The sequence below is a fragment of the Marinomonas sp. 5E14-1 genome, assembly GCF_039939215.1.
Lineage (GTDB): Bacteria > Pseudomonadota > Gammaproteobacteria > Pseudomonadales > Marinomonadaceae > Marinomonas.
Map to the genome: position 1 here is coordinate 118,520 of NZ_JBDXMW010000002.1, position 19,348 is coordinate 137,867.

Consider the following 19,348-nt stretch of genomic DNA (forward strand, 5'->3'; position numbering starts at 1 on the left):
ATCTCCTAACTTATCTACATTATTTGCTACCTAATCATGCTTCACTGTTTACCAAGGTTCCCCTGATATCGCTAAGCTGACTCATAATAGCATCAATTCTTTCAGACATTTTGAGAAACTCTTCCGTCGGAATCTGACGGACGACATCTCCTGTCGACTGATCTAAAACTTTAACTATATTTTGCTCTTGTTCTTCCGCCATTTCAAAGGTTAACTGCACATTCAATTGAGACATTTGTTCATTCATCATCTCAATATCGCGTGGTTCAACTTTAACAAGAGAACTAGAAGAGCGGGCATCTTTGCTTTCTTGATCTGTTTTTGCTGTATCGGCCATATCCTGAACGACTTTAGCTTTTGCCTGACGGATCGTTGCGAAATTTTCCGCTGCCCTTTGTTCAGGGTTAACAGAATAGCCGATGCTTTGTTTAGAAAAATCACTGGTATTAATAGACATCCAAGATCTCCTTCAAATAAACAAAAGCTGAGACTACTTCATAAGTAAGTCCCAGCTTTACTTCCGTGACCATCTTACCTAACTTAGCCTAAAAGAGACAAAGCGGTTTGTGGACGTTGGTTTGCTTGAGACAATACAGAAGAACTTGCTTGTTGAAGAATTTGCGTACTTGTTAGTTTCGCAGTTTCTTCCGCAAAGTCAGCATCACGTACACGAGATCGTGCAGCAGATACGTTTTCTGCAATGTTACTTAAGTTACTGATAGAAGAGCCAAAACGGTTTTGAATCGCACCCAAATCTGCACGTTTAGAGTCAACTGCACTAATCATATTATCGATAATATCAATCATACTTTGTGCGTTAGCAACAGAGGATACAGACGCACTTGTTACACTGATTTGCACAGTAGATGCACTACTTGATAGGCCTGACATAGTGAAACCACCATTGGCAGCGTAATCAATTGAGTTATTTGCACCACCACTCGTCATACTGAAGCTAATAGTTTGGTTTGAATCAGCACCTACTTGGAAAATACCTTCATATTCACCTGCTAATAACTTTTCACCACCAAATGTTGTGATATCAGCAATACGGTTGATTTCCGTAGATAGCTGCTTGATTTCTTGTTGGATAGCAACACGATCATCGTCAGAGTTAGATCCGTTAGCAGACTGAATCGACAAAGTACGCATACGTTGCAACATACTTGTTGTTTCGTCCAAAGCACCTTCAGCAGTTTGCGCTACAGAAATACCATCGTTCGCATTACGTACTGATTGGTTAAGACCATTAACCTGAGAAGTCAATCGATCCGAGATTTGAAGGCCTGCGGCATCATCTGCAGCGCTGTTGATACGCTGACCAGAAGACAAACGCTGGAAAGAGACATCTAAGTCATTACTAGAATTCATCAACGAACGCTGCGCATTTAAAGATGAAGTATTTGTATTTACGTAAAGAGCCATCATAGCCTCCTAAATTTTCATTAAATCCTGCAAAGAAGCAGATCGTATTAAGGTTTTCGACAAGAGTTTGAAAACCTTTAGTCAATTTCGGAAAATAATTTCCTAAAGTCGGAAAAAACCTTCCTAATATTCGGCAAAAATATGCCTAACTAATTGTTTTAAATAAACTTAAAGCAATTAAATCTTTTTTCTCTTTTTTTTATGAAAAATGCATTTTTCTCATTAGAATCATCATTTCTCATACAAAAAAGAGCATTTATCCGGGTTATTTTGTCTAGCCAGCACTTCCAATAAACAAAAAAACTGACTAAACCAAACCGCCACCGAAACAATCCGCCACCCTCCCTTTCTGTCAAACTCCAAAAAAGGCAAGAAGGCGCCTCACCAGAACAAAAAGCATCCGCTTTTTGCCATAAAGATTATCCTTCCATCACCGCCTCAATTTCACAGTGGCTAAAGCGTTTCTAAACTCAAAAAACACACCTAGAATTAACAACAGACAGCTACCGAAATTTTGTGTTTTGCCCTCGCGAGCATCATCAATACTCAAGAGCTAAAATCCTCATCAAGTAGACATTTACCCTGCGTAATCATGTTTCTTTTTGACTAGCTATTTTCAATACACGGATTTATCCGTCTAAACCTACTTTTCAAAGAACACAAAAAAACTATTTAGTAATAAGTCCTAAAAAGTGATTTGTGGATTTCCCACTTTTTAGTCAACACTGTCCCGCTAATAACTTTTTCCACTAGCAACCCGAGCCACTTTTGAGATCGATAAAAATAGGCGACAAATGCTCTGCCACAAGCGCGAGTCACAACAAAACTTTCACTCAAACCATCAAAATAAATCGCCCAATTCAACAGTCCAAATCCACTCACATATTTCAGATACAGAGCAGCTATAAGCATTAACGACTTACAGCCGCACAAAGCTCCATAAAAAAGACATCAATGTTCGCTTTGCAAAAATGTTCGGTCTGCAAAAAATAGATTTTTCACAAGCACAGCTAATATCAAGACAACTCAGTGACTCACTCATCTAGATAGGCTTTTCAAATACAGCCATTCGCTTACACATAAGCCAGCCTTCAGCTTTAAGCCAAACATTCACTTATCTCGCGATGATGGCCTTTAACAAACATGATCTTGTGAACGCTCTGCACTCCAGCTTCCAACCGTGCAGAACATACGTGCCAAATAATCTAGCCATAAATCACACACAGTTCTCATCTAGGCCATTTAACGGATCAACCAGTAAACCGAGCTTAAAACCATTAGCAGTATTCCTGGAACAAACGGACAACAAGCATTTAAGCCTCACAAACATCGAGCATTCCACCCAAAGCACCTAAGCCTGCCGCTTCCCGAAATCGAGCCAAGCAATAAAGCACATAACACTGTTTTTAAAGCGTACGAACCCATTCATCTGACTGCGCCTTTTTAGACACACCCAAGTCGTCATACAAAATGCTCTTAAGCCTTGGGGCAAACATGCATCTGTCCTCTGTGGTTTTCTTTAATCATCAATATTTTTCTAATAACCTGTACTCCAATCTTTTTCTGCTTAATAAAAAGCCATCAAAAAAGTCGTTATAAAAATGAACAACAAAGCATTCAATTAAGCCTTTGACATAACCCGTAAGAAACGCGAATCAAATCCACTAACAATGCTTCCAAACACAGAGACGCAGGCAAACACTTACATTTCACGATCATGCAAAAGCCTCACAAAAAAGACCTAGATTTGTCGCGTACTAGTATTGGTTCTGCAAAAAACTGCGCTTTGCAAACATCACTTCCATCAAGGCAAGCGGACTCATTCATCGGAATGTGCTTTTTAAAACACACCCAAACCATTAGATGTAAAAAGCTCTTTAGCCCTCGGCTAAACATGCTCTTACGCTTCCATGATTTTTCTTAACCATCTTTGTCTTATGAATAATCTGTACTCCAATTTTTTTAGCATTAGCCAAAAGCACAACACCTTGTTGTAGCCAAGCTTCAGCAATAAAATATTTTTGTGGGCTCAAATAGCCAAGAACGCGCAACATTCCTCAAAATGAAACATGGCACTCGCTCAAAGACCTTCCCCCTTAAAACTGCTTTTACTGGTCAACTCGCCACCCCTTGGCTAAAACAAACAAGTGATGAAAAAGTGTTGCTTCAATAAAAAACTCTAAGATTCTTCTTACCGTTACGTTGCATAAGAAGTTCATATCAAAGTCAGCCAAGGGCAAAAAAACGGTTACCTTTCTTAATCAACCTAACGCCATAGCTCTCTTTGATATAAACCTCACTCTTCCCTTTTCTCCTTTAAAACATTCCCTAAACAGTGGAAAAACCAATATTTAGGTAAAAAAATGCCGGGTGAAAAAATCCACCCGGCTTAAAAGGCACCTCTAGGAGAGAGAAGTAGCCTGATTCCCGAGACAATACTCGAATATTTTGAATAAGCAGCAGTCTAGTGCTGCTTTACATCATCCTGTTTTATTTAATTATTTATCAAATTAGTTCCCTAAAAGAGATAACGCTGTTTGTGGACGCTGGTTTGCCTGAGACAGAACGGTACTACTCGCCTGTTGCAAAATTTGCGTACTTGTTAGATTTGCAGTCTCCGCTGCAAAGTCAGCATCTCGCACTCGAGCTCGAGCAGCTGAAACATTCTCAGCAATGTTACTCAAGTTAGTAATGGTTGAACTGAAACGGTTTTGTATCGCACCTAACTCTGCTCGCTTATAGTCCACCGCTGCAATCATCGAGTCGATAATCGCGATCATACTTTGCGCGTTTACTATCGTTGATACAGATGCCGTGGTTTCACTCACTTGGGAAGATGCCTGGTTTGATAGGCCAGACATGGTAAAACCATTATTTGCCTGATAATCAATCGAGTTATTTGGCCCACCAAACTCCATCGTAAAACTGATTGTTTGGTTTGCATCCGCACCTACCTGGAATATCCCTTCATAAGTACCGTCGAGCAAGTTAGCACCACCGAATGTTGTTGTATCAGCGATTCGATTAATCTCTTTAGATAGCTGCGCCATTTCTTGCTGTAGTGCCACACGATCTTTGTCTGAGTTAGACCCGTTTGCCGCCTGAATAGACAAGGTACGCATACGCTGTAGCATGTTAGTTGTTTCGTCTAAGGCTCCCTCTGCCGTTTGCGCTAGAGAGATACCATCGTTTGCATTTCGTACAGATTGGTTCAAACCATTAATCTGTGAGGTCAAACGATCGGAAATTTGAAGACCCGCAGCATCATCTGCTGCACTGTTAATTCGACGACCAGAAGATAAACGTTGAAAGGACGTATCAAGGTCTCGACTGGAGTTATTCAACATACGCTGAGCGTTCAGCGAGGACACATTAGTATTTACGTATAAAGCCATTTTTTCTCTCCTAAAAATATTTTATTATCGAGACAACCTTTTGATTTAATTATATATTTGGTTTTTGTCTCTTATTAAAGTTATCGACACCTTAGCGTTGACCTTTAATATTTTTTTTGATTTTTTTCATGTTTCAAAGCTTTCTAAAACATAAAAAAGCGTCACTCAAAGTTATCGTGCAAGAGGTCAATAACTTTAAAAATAAAGGCAAAAAAAAGCGTAAATAGATGAAAGAAATCAAAATGCGAAAAAAACTAAGAAAAAACACATAGAACACTAAAGTTTTTAGAAAATCGGCCTCAATTATCAGCTCAAAAAGCGGACAAACTGATCGAAAATGAGACTCTATAAGAGTAGAAATCACAGAAAAGAAAAACGCAAAAAACAAGTTTTACACAAAAAGTAAGACATAAACGATGAACGGTGAACGGTGAACGGTGAACGGTGAACGGTGAACGGTGAACGGTGAACGATGAACTATGATATGTGATCGATAAATTGCAACTTCAGAGACTGAGGGTCAACTTCTTTCTCTATCACCACTTCAGTTCTCAAATTAGCAGACTTATTCAATTCAATATCTGACGGCTCAATAAAGGACTTATTCGTTAGACTGTAAACTTGGCGCACTAAAGAAGGCTGAAAAGCTTTATTTAATGTCAGAACAAAACCAACTCGGCCATTCGATAAGGCAACACAAGAGCCCACTGGTACACTGCCTATATGCTTCAGGAATACACTCAATAATTCTTTATCGAATGCCAAGCCTGATTCATCGCGCATTTTCCTCCAAGCCTTAATCGGCCCCATAGAAGGCTTATGAGGTTGCTCGGAAGTCATTGCATCATAAGCATCAACAATGGCCGCAATCTTTCCATAAACGGAAATTTCTTTATCCTGCTTACCTTCAGGGTAGCCAGTGCCATCCATTTTCTCATGGTGGTCATACAGCATTTGGTAAACTGCTTTTGGAATACCTTCACACTTTTGCAAGATTTGTTCACCAAACTGTATGTGTTTGCGAAACAAATCAAATTCCCCAGAAGTCATCTTTGTTGTTTTAGACATCATTGCACTAGGTAAGCGGAAACGCCCTAAATCAAACAATAAGGCACCAAGACAAATAACCTCTATATAAGCGTTAGAAAGTTTCAAAGCCTTCGCAAAGTGAACTCCAAGAACTGCCATTCCCATAGCATGTTGCTCTAAATAGATAGAAGCGTCTTTGATATGGCGAATTGCCATTAAGGAAAAATTATTGCGTGTATGAGATTCAATTAGACGACGACAGAATTTCATCAGCTCAAGTATCTCTAATTGTTCACCTCGCTTGAACAACTCAACTTGCGCTGATAACAAGAGGTGCCCATCTTTGAACAACTTAAAAGCTGTTACTGTTTCACCATCAAATGAGGTTGGAATATATTTACTTTCGATATGCTTTTGTTGAGCTGTAGATGCCTTTATATCATTTCGGGTCACTTCAGCTGAAAGTTTGAGAGTTTCTGACGCTGATACTTCAGAAATATTTTCTGCTTCTGTTTCATTGCTCATACGAGCTTTATAGCTAAGAATATAATCTCTAGTATGTTCGTTTAGTTCTTGTCGAAGATAACGAAATAAACTCTGCTTTCTGGTGTGCTTCGTACGTAATTCTTTGGTATTAAAACCAGGCTGAAGTTTTTTTAAACTTTTAACAGAACGTCCTGTAGCAATAGACATACACAAGAAAAGAAACCGCTCCTCAGCATCATACAAACGCTCACGGCGGCTATTTAATAATTTATGATCATTAGCGTAATAAGGGTCATAAGGAAGGAAAGAAGCATCTAGTGTAGAACTTAAGATATCAAATGCCACCTGCCTCATGGCAATACTGACCACTCGTTCTTTTCGGCCATGCAGCCCAATCAAGGTTTTCACGCGCTTACTGTTTAATACTTTTAGCTTGATTTCCATAATATCGAGTATTTCATTGATATCAAAATACCCAACATTAATATCAGCACCAAAGCATGACTCTACATTAAACGCTGGCATTGCCTACCCTATATCCAAAACTTACATTTGATTAAACAGTGACAAATTACTAATACGAGAAAATACTTTTTGGGAAGCAGTTAGTGCAGACTCTTTCATAGACAATTCTGTAGCTGCCTCAGAAATATCCAAACCACCAATTCGGTCTTGAGCTGTTGCATTTGATAACTGATTGGCAGAACTAAACTCTTCTCTATCTTGAAGCACATTCAATCTGGCCCCCACATTAGAGCGCCCTTCTCCAACCATTTGCTGAGCATTATTAATGCTGGTTGTGGCATCAAAAAACGCTTGTTCACGCTCTTCAGATGTGGAGAACTTATTTTTTAGAACATCAAGAGTATCATTGATCTCATTCAAAACGTTATCACGCCTTGGCTGATCTAAGGAAATATCCACTGCAGAGCCAGGCTCACCTCTTAGAATAAATAACATACCGCCAAAGGTAATCGGCTTACCGGCAGTATAAGAACCAGATAAAACGGTCTCACCGTCATTATTCACAATACTGTAAGTACCAGGTGTTCCATCAAACGCTCTACGCCTTTGCTGATCCTCTCTCTCATCAGAACCGACATAAAGATAGTCATTTAAATCAAAATCCTCACCTTCCTCAAGCACTGGTAAGGTTGTCAAAAAATACCGGTTAGCGTCAGGGTTTTCTGGATCATAATGATCTTCCATAAATTGATCAAAATCACCTTGGTTTTGTACTTTGGCTGATAAAGAGACATCCCCAAGAATCAAATCAGAAGTAAAAGATCGGTTCGTCCAGATATCCTGGAACAGTTTCTTTCCTGAATCTGTAACAGGTATCCTCATACCTTCTGAGATTTGTGCAAACTTTTGCCCTTCATTCCCTGTCCATTCGTAACGCCCATTACTACTAAGGACAAAAGGAGGCCCTAACGAATCTGTGCCAGCAAAGATATATGTACCATCTGCACTTCTTGCATTCATCAGTTCAGCCATAGTTTCTGTTATCATTGAAATCTCTTGCGCTATGGCTTCAAGATCTTCTTGGGTATTAATATCATTTTGCGCCTGTATAAAAAGCGTACGCACTTCGTCAAGCGAATCATTCAAACTGTCTAGCGCAACTTCTTGATACTCAAGATTGCTGGTTGCCATCTTCATTGCATCATCGAACAACTTAAGCTTATGCGAATCAGCTTGGTACATTAATACTTGACTAGCACCAACAGGATTGTCACTCGGCTTCACAATATCTGTTTGCGCTCCGATTTTTTCCTGAATATTCAAGATTTTTTCATTAGCCTGACCAATAGCTCGACTCGATTGACTAAAGATTAAATTATTTGTCACTCGCATAAACTTACCTCATTATCCCAAGCAGTGTCTCAAACGTGGTACGAGCTGCCGTCACTACTTGCGCAGAAGCTGAGTAAGATTGCTGATATTTAAGCAAGTTGACAGCCTCTTCATCTAAACTCACTGCGGACAACCTATCTCGACGAGCCATACTATCATTCATAATAATTTCACTCGACTCCGCATGCCCAGCCACTTCAGCAGTTTTACTTCCCACATAGGCGATAAAGCCTGCAAATGATTTAACTAAACTCGCTTCACCCTCAACGAGCAATTTATTTTGCAAATTCACCAGAGCCAATCCATTAAAGTTATCGGCAGGACCTACATTATCTGTACCAATAGAGAACTCATCTCCAACTTGAGGTCGAGAAGACACAGATACATCAAAGCCTGCATCACTCGCCAATCCGGCTTGCTCTAACAAATTACTATAATGCGTTACATTCTTCACTTCGGCCAATTCAGTACCCGACGCATCATGCACGATGTATGAAGTCGGCGATGTAAAATAAATCTTATGCGGTGTATTTGGATAAAGTGTCGCATCAAATGCAAAAGCTGAAGTGCTCGGGTCCGTATTTGTGATGGACTCGAGGGAAATCTTTGCATCAGACAAGTTATTTGAATCTGTATCCACGCCAATTGGCGCACTTAACGCTAAAGCATCACCATTCTTCGCATAAAGCGCCAGATTTTTTGCGGCGTCTTCTGTTGGGATAAAGCGAAATTCATCGTTTTCATCAATTTTATCGAAATCTGCAACTCGGATATCTAAACCCAACTCTTCAATTTTATAATAGCCATGACTGTTCGGTGTAAGCACTGATGGATCAAATATCACAGACGGCCCATTTGCTCTGCCATTTTCATCGTATTTCGTAATAGCAAATCGGTCATCATCCGTTCTGGTTAATTCATAGGTATCTCTCGTGATCTTTGCAGATTCTCCAGCGGATACTCGAACCGTGATATCCGATAACTTATGTAAGTTATCTTTCGTTGAGTAGATCTCAATATCACCCAATGTAAAGAGGTCTCGTCCAAAGTCACCATACGCATCAAGACCTTTGGCATTTTGTACATTCATAGCATCAGCAATCGAGATAGCGTGCTGCCCTAAAGTACGGTCGGCGTATTCACTAAATTCAGATCTAAAGTCAGCCAGACCACCAATACTGCCACCAAGTTCATTGGTCTTCAGTGCGACATTGTAATCCCCAAAATCCACAACCAAACGTATTTTTTGAGGTTCTAATGGGTCCGGAAGCACTTTGAGTTCCGTTGGATTTTGGTTCATAACCACGGGCTGACCATTCTTCAATTGAATAGTCATTAAACCTTTATCGCTAAATTGCACCTTGATATCCAAGTATTGCGATAACTCTTTTGCTAACTGTTCTTGCTGATCTCGTAATTCATTAGCAGGAGAAATAGAAAGCCCTTCTTCTCTCAAAATCTTATCATTAAGATCAGATATTTTCGTCGTAATAGTATTCAGCTCCGTTAATGATGCAGACAACTGCTCATCAACCAGCTTTTCTTGGCGAGTTACAATATCTGATAAAGTTTGATATTGCTCTACTAAATTATTGAGACTGGAATGAGCAAGCTGCCTTAAAGACGAAGATGTTGGATCATTATTTGCAGTTTGTAACGCATCAAAAGCCTCATTCAAATAACCAGTAAGCGCAATACTGTCTTCAGCTAGCAGATTATCTGCCACCGTCATCATAGAATGATAAGTATCATAATAAGCATAATCGGATTGGTCAGATCGCATCTGAGCACTGACGAAATTATCAACAAGGCGAGAAGTGTCATGAATAACAACACCACCAATCGGAGAGCTGGTCGTATCGGTTCGCTGACGGCTGTAACCCTCAGTATCCACATTGGCCGTGTTCTGCCCTGTCGTATTAATACGAGCATTACTAGACTGAAGTCCAGTCAAACCAATTGAATATAAACCTGAGCTCATTTGCTCACCTCTAGTATGTTGTTTAAGAAATAACTCACATCTTAATTTGTCACTTTAAGACAGTTACTGCAAAAACCTTACCAAAAGTAATTTTATGAGACTTTTATTTCTACAACCCTTGAAACCACTGGCTTTCAAGGATGCTATTTATTTTTTCAGAGTACTTAGGATCCGTTGCGTAACCCCCTCTCTGTAATGAAGCGGCAAACATTGACGCGTCGTCTCCAGACTGAAGGGCATCTTTATACCGTTCACTGGAACTGAGGAAATTAGCGTAATCATCGAAGCTTTGACTAAAGGAATCGTAGGCTCGAAACGCGGCCTTTTCACGCTTAGCAACACCGTCTCGAAACTCTAAAGTATTAACAACTGCTCGGTCTCCTGACCAACGGCTATCCGCCTTAATACCAAATAAATTAAAACTTGCCGCACCATCTTCTTTAGCAATGGGGTACTTCCCCCAACCAGTTTCAAGAGCCGCCTGAGCCAGTATTGCTTTAGGATTAACACCAAGTTTCTCTGCAGCTTGTTGGGCATGAGGCCATAAGCTCTCAACAAATTCATCTGGAGAGTTAAATACAACCGATAAGGCAGAAGGGGTCGCAACAGCATCATCACCAGAAACGGTTGAACTGGCTTGAGCGCTCTCTTCTTTTTGAACGGCTTGAACAAACTCTGTAGATGCTCGCTGGGCAAGCGCTTGAATTCTCACTAAATCTTGTTTCGCCACTTGGTTAAGGAAGTCGGTGTCTCCTCGTTCTTTTGCAGCAAGTGAACTGGCTTGACCTTGCTGCGTCTGATATTGACGTATTAATGCCTCAGACAAACCAATTCCGCCACTCGAAGAAAGGCTTTGTGACATCTGGGAATCCATCATGTCTTGATATTGCTTGGTTTGCGTACTAGAAAAAAGGCCACTTCCAATCGCCTCATTCGTGCTACGCATATTCTTCAGCAGCATGTTAATAAAAATGGACTCAAATTGCTGAGCCACTTCTTTTAACGCAGCATCAGGGTCTTTTTGAGCTTTTGTTTTTAACTCAGTAAGGTTCGAAAAGTCAGCAAAAAAATCTTGATTCGATGGAACAGAGTTCATAAAACGACCTATATAACAACTAAGTCTGCATTAATGGCGCCTGCTTGCTTTAACCCTTCAAGGATCGCCATCACATCACCAGGAGCAGCACCGACTTGGTTAACCGCTCTTACAATATCATTCAGTGACGCACCGGGGTCAAAAACAAACATGTGACCACTGTTATTACCTATCTCAATTCCTTCACGAGGCGACACTATCGTCTCCCCTCCTGTCACAGTTCCATCCTGACCAACAGTCGGAGGCACTTCTTGAATAGTCACGGTTAAGCTGCCATGTGTAATTGCCGCAGGAGATACTTTTACATGCTGGCCAATAATGATAGTACCTGTACGTGAATTAATCACGATACGTGCACGTTCTTCCGCCACATCAACTTCAAGGTTCTCCAGAATGGATAAGAAAGTCACACGCTGACTCGGATCTCTTGGTGCTGTTACTCGAATGGATGTTGCATCAAGCGTGGTTGCCACGCCATCACCCAATAAATTGTTAATTTTATCTGAAACCTGCTTAGCGGTTGTGAAATCAGGACGATTAAGGTTAAACGTCAGGGTATCGCCAGAGTTAAAGCTACTCGGAACCACTCGCTCTACACTTGCGCCATTAGGAATACGGCCAACAGTCGGGATATTTCCAGATGTCCGTGAACCATCCTCACCATTCGCACCTAATCCACCGATCACTAAATTACCTTGAGCGATAGCATAAACAGCACCGTCCGCTCCTTTCAAAGTTGACAAAAGCAAGGTACCGCCACGCAATGCGCTCGCATTACCGATAGAAGACGCTGTTACATCAATTTTTTGGCCCGGCTTTGAGAAAGCTGGCAAAGTAGCCGTTAAGGAAACTGCCGCCACATTCTTGGAGGTTGCACTTACCCCCTCTGGCAAAGTAACACCGAATCGAGACAACATACTGGCAAAACTTTGATTAGTAAAAGGCGTACTGTCGCCTGTCCCATTTAAGCCAATCACCAAACCATAACCAAATAACTGGTTTTCACGCACACCTTGAACACTGGTGATGTCTTTCAGTCGTTCCGCTTGCGCTGGAAAAGACAAAAGATATAAAACTATTAGCGCTACGTATTTCATTACATCACCTATTGAAAGAGAGTGTCTTCCGTTTATTTATATCATCAAATTCAAATTAGTAAGGCATGTTACTGGAATTCAGCAAACGACTGACCCAACCTTGTTCACTGCCTGCCGCTACATCGCCAGTACCAGAGTAGGTAATGCGAGCATCTGCAACACGTTCAGATTCAACCGTGTTATCAGGTGCAATATCTTGCTTACGAACAATGCCAGAGAAACGAATGTATTCATCACCTTGATTTAAGCGCAACCATTTCTCACCACGCACAGCTAACAGACCATTAGGGTACGCTCTAAATACTGTTACCGAGATAGTACCATTTAAGCTATTATTCTGGTTAGCTGAGGCATTTCCAGTGAAGTCCGTACCTTGCTGCGGCAAGGTTGTATCTACTCTCAACTCTTCACCTAACACAGTAGGGTTTTCAATCGTTGCAGAAGATGATTTTGACACTGTCGCAGCATTCGCTTTGGTTGAAGTCGTCGTCTCATTCAGGTTGATCGTTAGGATGTCACCAACCTTACTGGCCTTTTGGTCACCAAAAAACACATCTCCCATTCCCACCTGATATATTCCACCTGTTGGCGCTTGTGAAGGGCTCATTCCATTTGGATAAACAGGCGTATAATAAGGATCATCAGATTGGATATTTTGAGTGATCGAAGGGCCATTCAAAGGATCATCCCCGTCAGGAACATATCCTTTTCTAGCATCTTCCTCTGGTTCAGCCTCTTCGACTTCCTCTTCTTCCTCCTCATCCGTTACTGCGTCAATTACGGCATCTGCAACTGCGTCTGCCGCACCAGCTGCTGCCGCGTTCGCCACCGCTTGTTGATCTATGTCCCACGTCAAACACCCCGACAAGGACAAGCTACACAAAATCAAAAGGAGAAATTTAATCTTCATCATATTCCACACACTATTATAACTGCTGTATCGCAAAGCTCATCATACCATCCGCTGCAGAAATCACTTTCGAATTCATTTCATAAGCACGCTGAGTGGTAATCATATTCACCAACTCTTCAATAGAATTTACGTTGGAGGCTTCCAACATACCTTGAGCAAGGGTACCTAAAGAGTCTGTTCCTGGAACGCCTACCAATGGCGGCCCACTAGCATTTGTCTCAGTAAAAATATTCTGACCAGATGCGCTCAATCCTGTTGGATTAATAAAGCCCGCAATGTTAATTGCACCGACTTCCTGTGCATCCGCTTCACCAGACATTCGAACAGAAACGATGCCATCTTCGGCGATCATGATTTCAATGGCATTAGGATCTATTTGAATACCCGGCTCAACCACTAATCCGCCAGAAGTTGCTATTTGCCCCTCACTGTTCAACTGAAGGCTGCCGTCTCGCGTATAACCGATTGTTCCATCTGGCATCAAAACCTGTAAAAAACCTTTACCCTGAATCGCAACATCAAGCTGCCTATCAGTCATGTTGTAATCGCCGTTAGAAAAGTCTTTTTGCGTCGCTCCAACCTTAACACCTGTACCCAATTGCAAACCTGAAGGTAATTCAGCATTCTGAGCACTCAAACCACCAGGTGCTCGAACCGTTTTATACATAAGATCTTCAAATACAGCACGGTCTTTTTTGAAAGCCGTTGTCGAAACGTTAGCCAAGTTGTTGGCTACCACGTTCAACTGTTTATCCATTCCGCTTAAACCAGTCTTACTTACCCACAATGCTGAATTCATAATAACCTCTGTTATTCTATCTCTGATAACAATTATTTATTGATGTTGTCTATCAATGAAACCTAAGAAGCACGTTGTAATATTCGAGCTGACGAATTAGCGTTCTCTCGAATCGTGTCCATCATTTTGACATTCATTTCAAATCTTCTGGAAAGGTTCATGATGTGCGTCATTTCTTCCACCGCATTCACGTTACTACCTTCAACAAAGCCACTCACAAGTTGCACGTTAGGATCCAATTCAAACACTTGACCGTCACGGGAATGAATTAAGCCATCTTCTTCTTTCCGTAAATTTTGAGTATCTGGATTGACCAATTTAATTTGGTTCAATACAGCTACTTCATTGCCTGCGCCACCTTGAGGAACAATAGAAATCGACCCATCTGACATGATATTGATATTATCCAAAGGCGGTAAAAATATAGGACCGTCGACACCGGCGACTGGCAAACCTCGTCCTGTCACAAGTTGCCCTGCGGCATTAATTTGCAAGTCTCCGGCACGAGTGTAGGCCTCTTGGCCACGCTCATCATAAACCGCAATAAAACCTTCTCCGGCAACCGCAACATCCATATCTCGGCCAGTTTGAATCATGTCACCTTGGGTATAACGTGTCGCTGGGTTCTCTGTCATAGCGTACACACGGCTAGGATGATAATCCCCATAAACCTGCATAGAGCGGGCTTGTTCAAAGTCAGAACGAAAACCTGTTGTACTGACATTTGCCAGATTGTTAGCGTGTATCGTTTGAGCATTCATGGTTTGTACACCACCACTCATTGCTAAATATAAGGCCTTATCCACTGCCGCTCTCCTAGAAGAATTTGTTTCATTTAATTAATACATATCAAGAATCATACCAACTTAAAAAAACAAACAAAAAAAAGCCGAAACAACATAGTTGCTTCGGCCTAAATCTTCTCTCTCCAGAAAATTAACGAAGGTTTATTATCGTCTGTGTGACAGTATTTTCTGTTTCTAATGTTTTACTGTTTGCTTGATAATTACGCTGCGCCTCAATCAATGCAACCAATTCAGACGTTAAGTCGACATTAGACTCTTCTAACGCTCCACCTTGAATTTTTCCTAATGTGCCGCTATTTGGACGACCAATATCAGCTGGACCAGAGCTCTTACTAGCCAACCAAGACGTATGCCCATTAGGCATAAGACCGTCAGTACTATCAAAAGTTGCTAGGGCAAGCTGGCCAAGTGTTGCCGTTTGTTGGTTTGTGTAATTAGCAATCAAAAAGCCATCACTATCAAAGGAGATACCTTGCAGCTCACCAGCAGAAAAACCGTCTTGATCAAACGTATCTGTATTTGCCAATGCATACTGCGTAGAACCATTTAGATCCAATGGCGTAATACGACCGCGGTTTGTCGGATCAACCCCTAGAATCTCTAATGAAATCGGCTCCGCAATATCAAATGGAGGCAAACCTCGATACGCGCCAAGCAAGTTACCTGCCGCGTCAAAAGACACTGAAGTATTACTTTCCAAAAAGCGAGTATCTTCACCTGTTATAGGATCTTCAAAAGTTTCTTCACCGTCCATTGTCACGCGCAACTCGTAAGTATTCTCTTCACCTTGTTTAATAAAGTAGTACCCCAGTGTATGCGCTTCACCTAAAGCATCATAAACCGTTCGAGTATTACTGTAGTTGTATGTTTCTGGCTCAAGCGGATCAAATGCCTCACGCCCTACAGAGCTAGAATCTCTCACGTCTTCAGGTGCCAATGTTGAGTTAATCGCTATCCCACTCAATGTACCAGCCACTGTTAAAGGTGTTTTGGTTCCCGCTTCAATATCAGCTGTTGTTGGCTGCGCCCCACCGATATATAAAAGCTCGAATGGCAATTCATTCTCCCCATCACCATTATAATCCACCCCTTCTTGATCCGAATTAAAAGTCGCAAACGCTTCATCCATAAACGCAGCGCCAGTATCATCCAACATTGCACCATTTACTGTGGCGTGAACCTGGTAGGTATTTGGCAGCTCACTCTTAGCATAATAGTAGGTCACTATATTAGTTCTACCATTGGCATCAACAACACCTTGAGTTTGAGTAAAGTTGTAAGTATCAGGATCAAGCGGATCAAACTCAGCTTTTATGTACGGAGGGACATCTTCATTTTTAGAGTTCAAGTTAACTTTTAAAGACATTTCTGTCGTAGGCTCTGGAGGAATACGATCGTTTGGTATTGTCATATCTTCCAAATTACCACCAATGATCCCGTCAACGGCATTGTAGCCTTGCACATTGCTACCATCGTTCGTTACTAAGAAACCATTTTCATCTAATTTGAAGTTACCCGCTCGGGTATAGGATTGAGCAACACCAGCATCCAATACAAAAAAGCCAGCGCCATCCACAGCAATATCGAGGTTATTATCAGTATAAGATAAGTTGCCCGATGAAAACTCTTGGGAGACATTACTAACGCTCACACCAGAACCAATACTGTTACCACTACCAGCACCCAAAACGCTTGTATTATAAAGGTCATCAAATTCTATACGAGACTTTTTGAAACCCGTTGTGTCAGCATTGGCAATGTTATTACCCGTCACACTTAAATAATCAGCAGAAGCTTTAATGCCAGATAGTGCAGTATTGAATCCCATAATACTCTCCCAATTACCCTAAAATTTCTAATTCGTTTGTGAGTTTGATTTTGCCGTGGTTTTCCACATTCAAAACGGTTCCATCTTCGCCATTAATCGTAACACCTTGGATACGTGTCGGTAGACGTGTTGTCATAGCTGAGATTTCACCTTTATCATTCGTTGATGATGCTGCGAAGCGATATTCACCAGGCGGCAAAATATTTCCTTCATCATCTAGTCTGTCCCATTTGTAGTCGCCTGAATTCAGTGTAGACGTACGAACAAGAACATTGTTTTCATCGTATATTTTCAGTGTGGCCGTTTTAGAATCTTCTGGAATCGTTGTCTTCAGTTGAACATCATCCGAACCTTCAGAGATTTTTGCCGTACTTCCTTCCATCAAAATAGATCGCCCCACCAAAGTGGAAGCACTAAGCGCTTGATTAGAAGTCAAAGACGTTGCCATAGTTTCAAGCTGATCTGATATGCCAGTTAAACGCTCCAAAGAGCTAAACTGTGACATCTGAGCCACCATATCATTCGCATCTTGAGGTGCAGTTGGATCCTGCCCTTTAAGCTGCTCAATATATAGCTTCAAAAACACATTTTGATCCGCTAACGCGCCCGTTTCTTCTGTAGAGGTCGCAGGCTTTTCAACACCGGCTTTCGCCTTAGCTGAATCTGTCCCATATTGCGAGATCAGATTACCTAGGCCTTTAGTGTCAGATATATTTGCCATCTGTTAGCTCCTACGACTGCCCAAGTGTGAGCATTTTCTGCATCATACTTTTTGCTGAGTTCATAATTTCCACATTCGTTTGAAAAGATCGAGAAGCTGACATCATATCTGCCATTTCTTCTATTGGATTCACGTTCGGATAGAACACATACCCTTCTTCATTTGCCATTGGGTGATCTGGCTCGTATCTAGGCTGTAACGGCGCATCTGATTCAACAATGCCATCTACTTTTACACCCACACCAGCACCACTATCATCCATGCTGGCATTACTCCAACCAAACTCACGCATACTGTCATTCATCATTTGCGAAAATACAGGTTTACGAGCACGATAGGTTTGATCTGCTGAGCTAGCAACACTGTCTACATTTGCCATGTTACTGGCTACTGTGTTCAAACGTACTGTTTGAGCACTCATTGCAGATCCAGAAATTGTAAAAATATTACTTAAAGACATCGTAATTAATTCCCTGTAAGCGCTTTTTTCATGCCACTAATTTTTCTATCCAAAAACATAAAGCTTGTATCGAACTGTAAGGAGTTTTGCGCATATTCCGCTTGCTCTCTTTGCATATCGACATTGTTTCCGTCTAAAGAAGGTTGATTAGCGTTTCGATACAAAAGCGCATCGGAACCTGACGAAAAACCTTCTCCTGATATATGCTTAGAGTTTGTACCCGCTAATTGCAGTTTGTTACTAGCATCGTTAAGCATAGAATCAAAGCTGATGTCTCGCGATTTGAAGTTAGGCGTATCGGCGTTAGCGATATTATTAGCAAGCACTGCCGCTCTAGCACTTCTAAACTCTAGCGTCTTATCGTGTCCTGCAAATGCACTCGCAAAAGATATAGCCATTAAACCCTCAAATTAAAAACATCATAAACTAAATAATATAAAGCAATTATGATGCCAAAATAAAATTAACATATAATTCAATAGGTTATAGTTTTTATTTAGAGGAACGGCAAAAAGCGGCAAACCATAAACAAGGAAAACAAAGACAAAAAAACCCACCCTAAAAAATTAAGGCGGGCTTTTTAATAAGGCTTTTGCAATATTATAAGATTATAAGGCTTTAGCCTTGTAAACAATACCAGGATGACATTGTACAATCTCAAAGTAAGCTGAAAGACCACTCAACGCTTCTGAACCACCTAAGAACAAATAACCTCCGGGTTTTAAAGCTGCATGCATTCTTTTCAAAATATCTATCTTCAGATCACCAGTGAAATAAATCAGAACATTGCGACAGAAAATAACATCGAACTTACCCAAACCAGCAAATGAATCTATTAGATTCAAATAACGAAACTCCACTCTAGAACTCAAGTGAGACTTTATCTTCCAAGTTTGTTCATTGATCTTGTCAAAATGGCGTTTCTGAAAGTCTGCCTCTAAGCCACGAGCGATCGCTAAACTGTCATACTCACCTAGTTTTGCATGCTGAAGTATATTGGTACAGATATCTGTCGCAATAATTTTCTCACCAGCTTTCATCACACCTGGACGAGAAGCCTTAAAGTCTTCAATCACCATACTAATAGAGTACGGTTCTTGACCTGTAGAAGAAGCAGCAGACCAAACTCGCAAAGGAGTTGAAGACATTTCAGGTAATATCTTTTCTTTTAAAATAGTAAAAGGATGAGTATCACGAAACCAAAGTGTTTCATTGGTTGTCATTGCATTGACGACTTCTTCTTTAAGTTTTGCATTACCAAACTTTTCAAGTGCATCAACCAATTGCTCAATTTTAGTAAAGTTTTCTCGCTCTAAAATTCGCCCTAAACGGCTAGCCACCAAATATTGCTTATTATCGCTAAGGGATATACCACATACCTTTTGAAGGTATTCCTTAAACCTAATATATCCATTAGGTGTGATTACATTTGTACTACTGAGCATTAAAACTCCA

The 19,348-nt window shown here is 40.9% G+C and carries 16 protein-coding genes; all 16 read right to left on the minus strand.

Annotated elements, in window-relative coordinates:
- Positions 1 to 34: 34 nt before the first annotated feature.
- Positions 35 to 457 carry a flagellar protein FlaG gene (locus ABFY09_RS02185; RefSeq protein ID WP_347982658.1) on the minus strand — a complete coding sequence of 141 codons (423 nt, stop codon included), beginning with the start codon at positions 455 to 457 and terminating at the stop codon, positions 35 to 37.
- A gap of 83 nt (positions 458 to 540) precedes the next feature.
- The gene (locus ABFY09_RS02190; RefSeq protein ID WP_347982798.1) at positions 541 to 1,425 is read right to left on the minus strand and encodes a flagellin; all 885 of its coding nucleotides are present in this window, start codon (positions 1,423 to 1,425) and stop codon (positions 541 to 543) included.
- 2,510 nt (positions 1,426 to 3,935) lie between these two features.
- Complete coding sequence (locus ABFY09_RS02195; RefSeq protein ID WP_347982659.1) at positions 3,936 to 4,820, minus strand: flagellin; 885 nt, start codon at positions 4,818 to 4,820, stop codon at positions 3,936 to 3,938.
- A 477-nt stretch (positions 4,821 to 5,297) separates the two neighbouring features.
- Complete coding sequence (locus tag ABFY09_RS02200) at positions 5,298 to 6,860, minus strand: HD domain-containing phosphohydrolase (protein ID WP_347982660.1); 1,563 nt, start codon at positions 6,858 to 6,860, stop codon at positions 5,298 to 5,300.
- Between the two features lie 21 nt (positions 6,861 to 6,881).
- On the minus strand, positions 6,882 to 8,192 hold the full coding sequence (flgL, locus tag ABFY09_RS02205) for a flagellar hook-associated protein FlgL (protein WP_347982661.1): 1,311 nt from the start codon (positions 8,190 to 8,192) through the stop codon (positions 6,882 to 6,884).
- A 4-nt stretch (positions 8,193 to 8,196) separates the two neighbouring features.
- Positions 8,197 to 10,173, minus strand: a complete 1,977-nt coding sequence (gene flgK / locus ABFY09_RS02210; protein ID WP_347982662.1) for a flagellar hook-associated protein FlgK — start codon at positions 10,171 to 10,173, stop codon at positions 8,197 to 8,199.
- Between the two features lie 109 nt (positions 10,174 to 10,282).
- Entirely contained in the window at positions 10,283 to 11,269 is a 987-nt protein-coding gene (gene flgJ / locus ABFY09_RS02215; RefSeq protein WP_347982663.1) for a flagellar assembly peptidoglycan hydrolase FlgJ, read from the minus strand.
- Between the two features lie 8 nt (positions 11,270 to 11,277).
- A complete protein-coding gene (locus ABFY09_RS02220) occupies positions 11,278 to 12,366 on the minus strand; it encodes a flagellar basal body P-ring protein FlgI (protein WP_347982664.1) in 1,089 nt (362 codons plus the stop codon).
- 55 nt (positions 12,367 to 12,421) lie between these two features.
- On the minus strand, positions 12,422 to 13,279 hold the full coding sequence (locus ABFY09_RS02225) for a flagellar basal body L-ring protein FlgH (protein ID WP_347982665.1): 858 nt from the start codon (positions 13,277 to 13,279) through the stop codon (positions 12,422 to 12,424).
- A gap of 13 nt (positions 13,280 to 13,292) precedes the next feature.
- A complete protein-coding gene (gene flgG / locus ABFY09_RS02230) occupies positions 13,293 to 14,078 on the minus strand; it encodes a flagellar basal-body rod protein FlgG (protein WP_347982666.1) in 786 nt (261 codons plus the stop codon).
- Positions 14,079 to 14,140: 62 nt separating this feature from the next.
- Positions 14,141 to 14,884 carry a flagellar basal-body rod protein FlgF gene (gene flgF, locus ABFY09_RS02235; RefSeq protein ID WP_347982667.1) on the minus strand — a complete coding sequence of 248 codons (744 nt, stop codon included), beginning with the start codon at positions 14,882 to 14,884 and terminating at the stop codon, positions 14,141 to 14,143.
- 130 nt (positions 14,885 to 15,014) lie between these two features.
- Entirely contained in the window at positions 15,015 to 16,712 is a 1,698-nt protein-coding gene (locus ABFY09_RS02240; RefSeq protein WP_347982668.1) for a flagellar hook protein FlgE, read from the minus strand.
- A gap of 13 nt (positions 16,713 to 16,725) precedes the next feature.
- Positions 16,726 to 17,433 carry a flagellar hook capping FlgD N-terminal domain-containing protein gene (locus tag ABFY09_RS02245; protein ID WP_347982669.1) on the minus strand — a complete coding sequence of 236 codons (708 nt, stop codon included), beginning with the start codon at positions 17,431 to 17,433 and terminating at the stop codon, positions 16,726 to 16,728.
- A gap of 10 nt (positions 17,434 to 17,443) precedes the next feature.
- Positions 17,444 to 17,893 (minus strand): flagellar basal body rod protein FlgC, encoded by a 450-nt coding sequence (gene flgC, locus ABFY09_RS02250; RefSeq protein ID WP_317004866.1) that lies wholly within the window; start codon positions 17,891 to 17,893, stop codon positions 17,444 to 17,446.
- A 5-nt stretch (positions 17,894 to 17,898) separates the two neighbouring features.
- A complete protein-coding gene (gene flgB, locus ABFY09_RS02255) occupies positions 17,899 to 18,291 on the minus strand; it encodes a flagellar basal body rod protein FlgB (protein WP_347982670.1) in 393 nt (130 codons plus the stop codon).
- Positions 18,292 to 18,501: 210 nt separating this feature from the next.
- Positions 18,502 to 19,338: a protein-glutamate O-methyltransferase CheR gene (locus tag ABFY09_RS02260; protein WP_347982671.1), complete on the minus strand. Its 837-nt coding sequence runs from the start codon at positions 19,336 to 19,338 to the stop codon at positions 18,502 to 18,504.
- Positions 19,339 to 19,348: the final 10 nt, after the last annotated feature.

What these genes read in the sequence shown, in the direction of transcription:
- flgK (WP_347982662.1), bottom strand. Translation starts at nt 10,173, where the DNA reads ATGAGCTCAGGTTTATATTCAATTGGTTTGACTGGACTTCAGTCTAGT.
- ABFY09_RS02185 (WP_347982658.1), bottom strand. Translation starts at nt 457, where the DNA reads ATGTCTATTAATACCAGTGATTTTTCTAAACAAAGCATCGGCTATTCT.
- ABFY09_RS02260 (WP_347982671.1), bottom strand. Translation starts at nt 19,338, where the DNA reads ATGCTCAGTAGTACAAATGTAATCACACCTAATGGATATATTAGGTTT.
- ABFY09_RS02240 (WP_347982668.1), bottom strand. Translation starts at nt 16,712, where the DNA reads ATGGGATTCAATACTGCACTATCTGGCATTAAAGCTTCTGCTGATTAT.
- ABFY09_RS02200 (WP_347982660.1), bottom strand. Translation starts at nt 6,860, where the DNA reads ATGCCAGCGTTTAATGTAGAGTCATGCTTTGGTGCTGATATTAATGTT.
- ABFY09_RS02245 (WP_347982669.1), bottom strand. Translation starts at nt 17,433, where the DNA reads ATGGCAAATATATCTGACACTAAAGGCCTAGGTAATCTGATCTCGCAA.
- ABFY09_RS02195 (WP_347982659.1), bottom strand. Translation starts at nt 4,820, where the DNA reads ATGGCTTTATACGTAAATACTAATGTGTCCTCGCTGAACGCTCAGCGT.
- ABFY09_RS02225 (WP_347982665.1), bottom strand. Translation starts at nt 13,279, where the DNA reads ATGATGAAGATTAAATTTCTCCTTTTGATTTTGTGTAGCTTGTCCTTG.
- ABFY09_RS02220 (WP_347982664.1), bottom strand. Translation starts at nt 12,366, where the DNA reads ATGAAATACGTAGCGCTAATAGTTTTATATCTTTTGTCTTTTCCAGCG.
- flgC (WP_317004866.1), bottom strand. Translation starts at nt 17,893, where the DNA reads ATGTCTTTAAGTAATATTTTTACAATTTCTGGATCTGCAATGAGTGCT.
- flgJ (WP_347982663.1), bottom strand. Translation starts at nt 11,269, where the DNA reads ATGAACTCTGTTCCATCGAATCAAGATTTTTTTGCTGACTTTTCGAAC.
- flgL (WP_347982661.1), bottom strand. Translation starts at nt 8,192, where the DNA reads ATGCGAGTGACAAATAATTTAATCTTTAGTCAATCGAGTCGAGCTATT.
- flgB (WP_347982670.1), bottom strand. Translation starts at nt 18,291, where the DNA reads ATGGCTATATCTTTTGCGAGTGCATTTGCAGGACACGATAAGACGCTA.
- ABFY09_RS02190 (WP_347982798.1), bottom strand. Translation starts at nt 1,425, where the DNA reads ATGGCTCTTTACGTAAATACAAATACTTCATCTTTAAATGCGCAGCGT.
- flgG (WP_347982666.1), bottom strand. Translation starts at nt 14,078, where the DNA reads ATGAATTCAGCATTGTGGGTAAGTAAGACTGGTTTAAGCGGAATGGAT.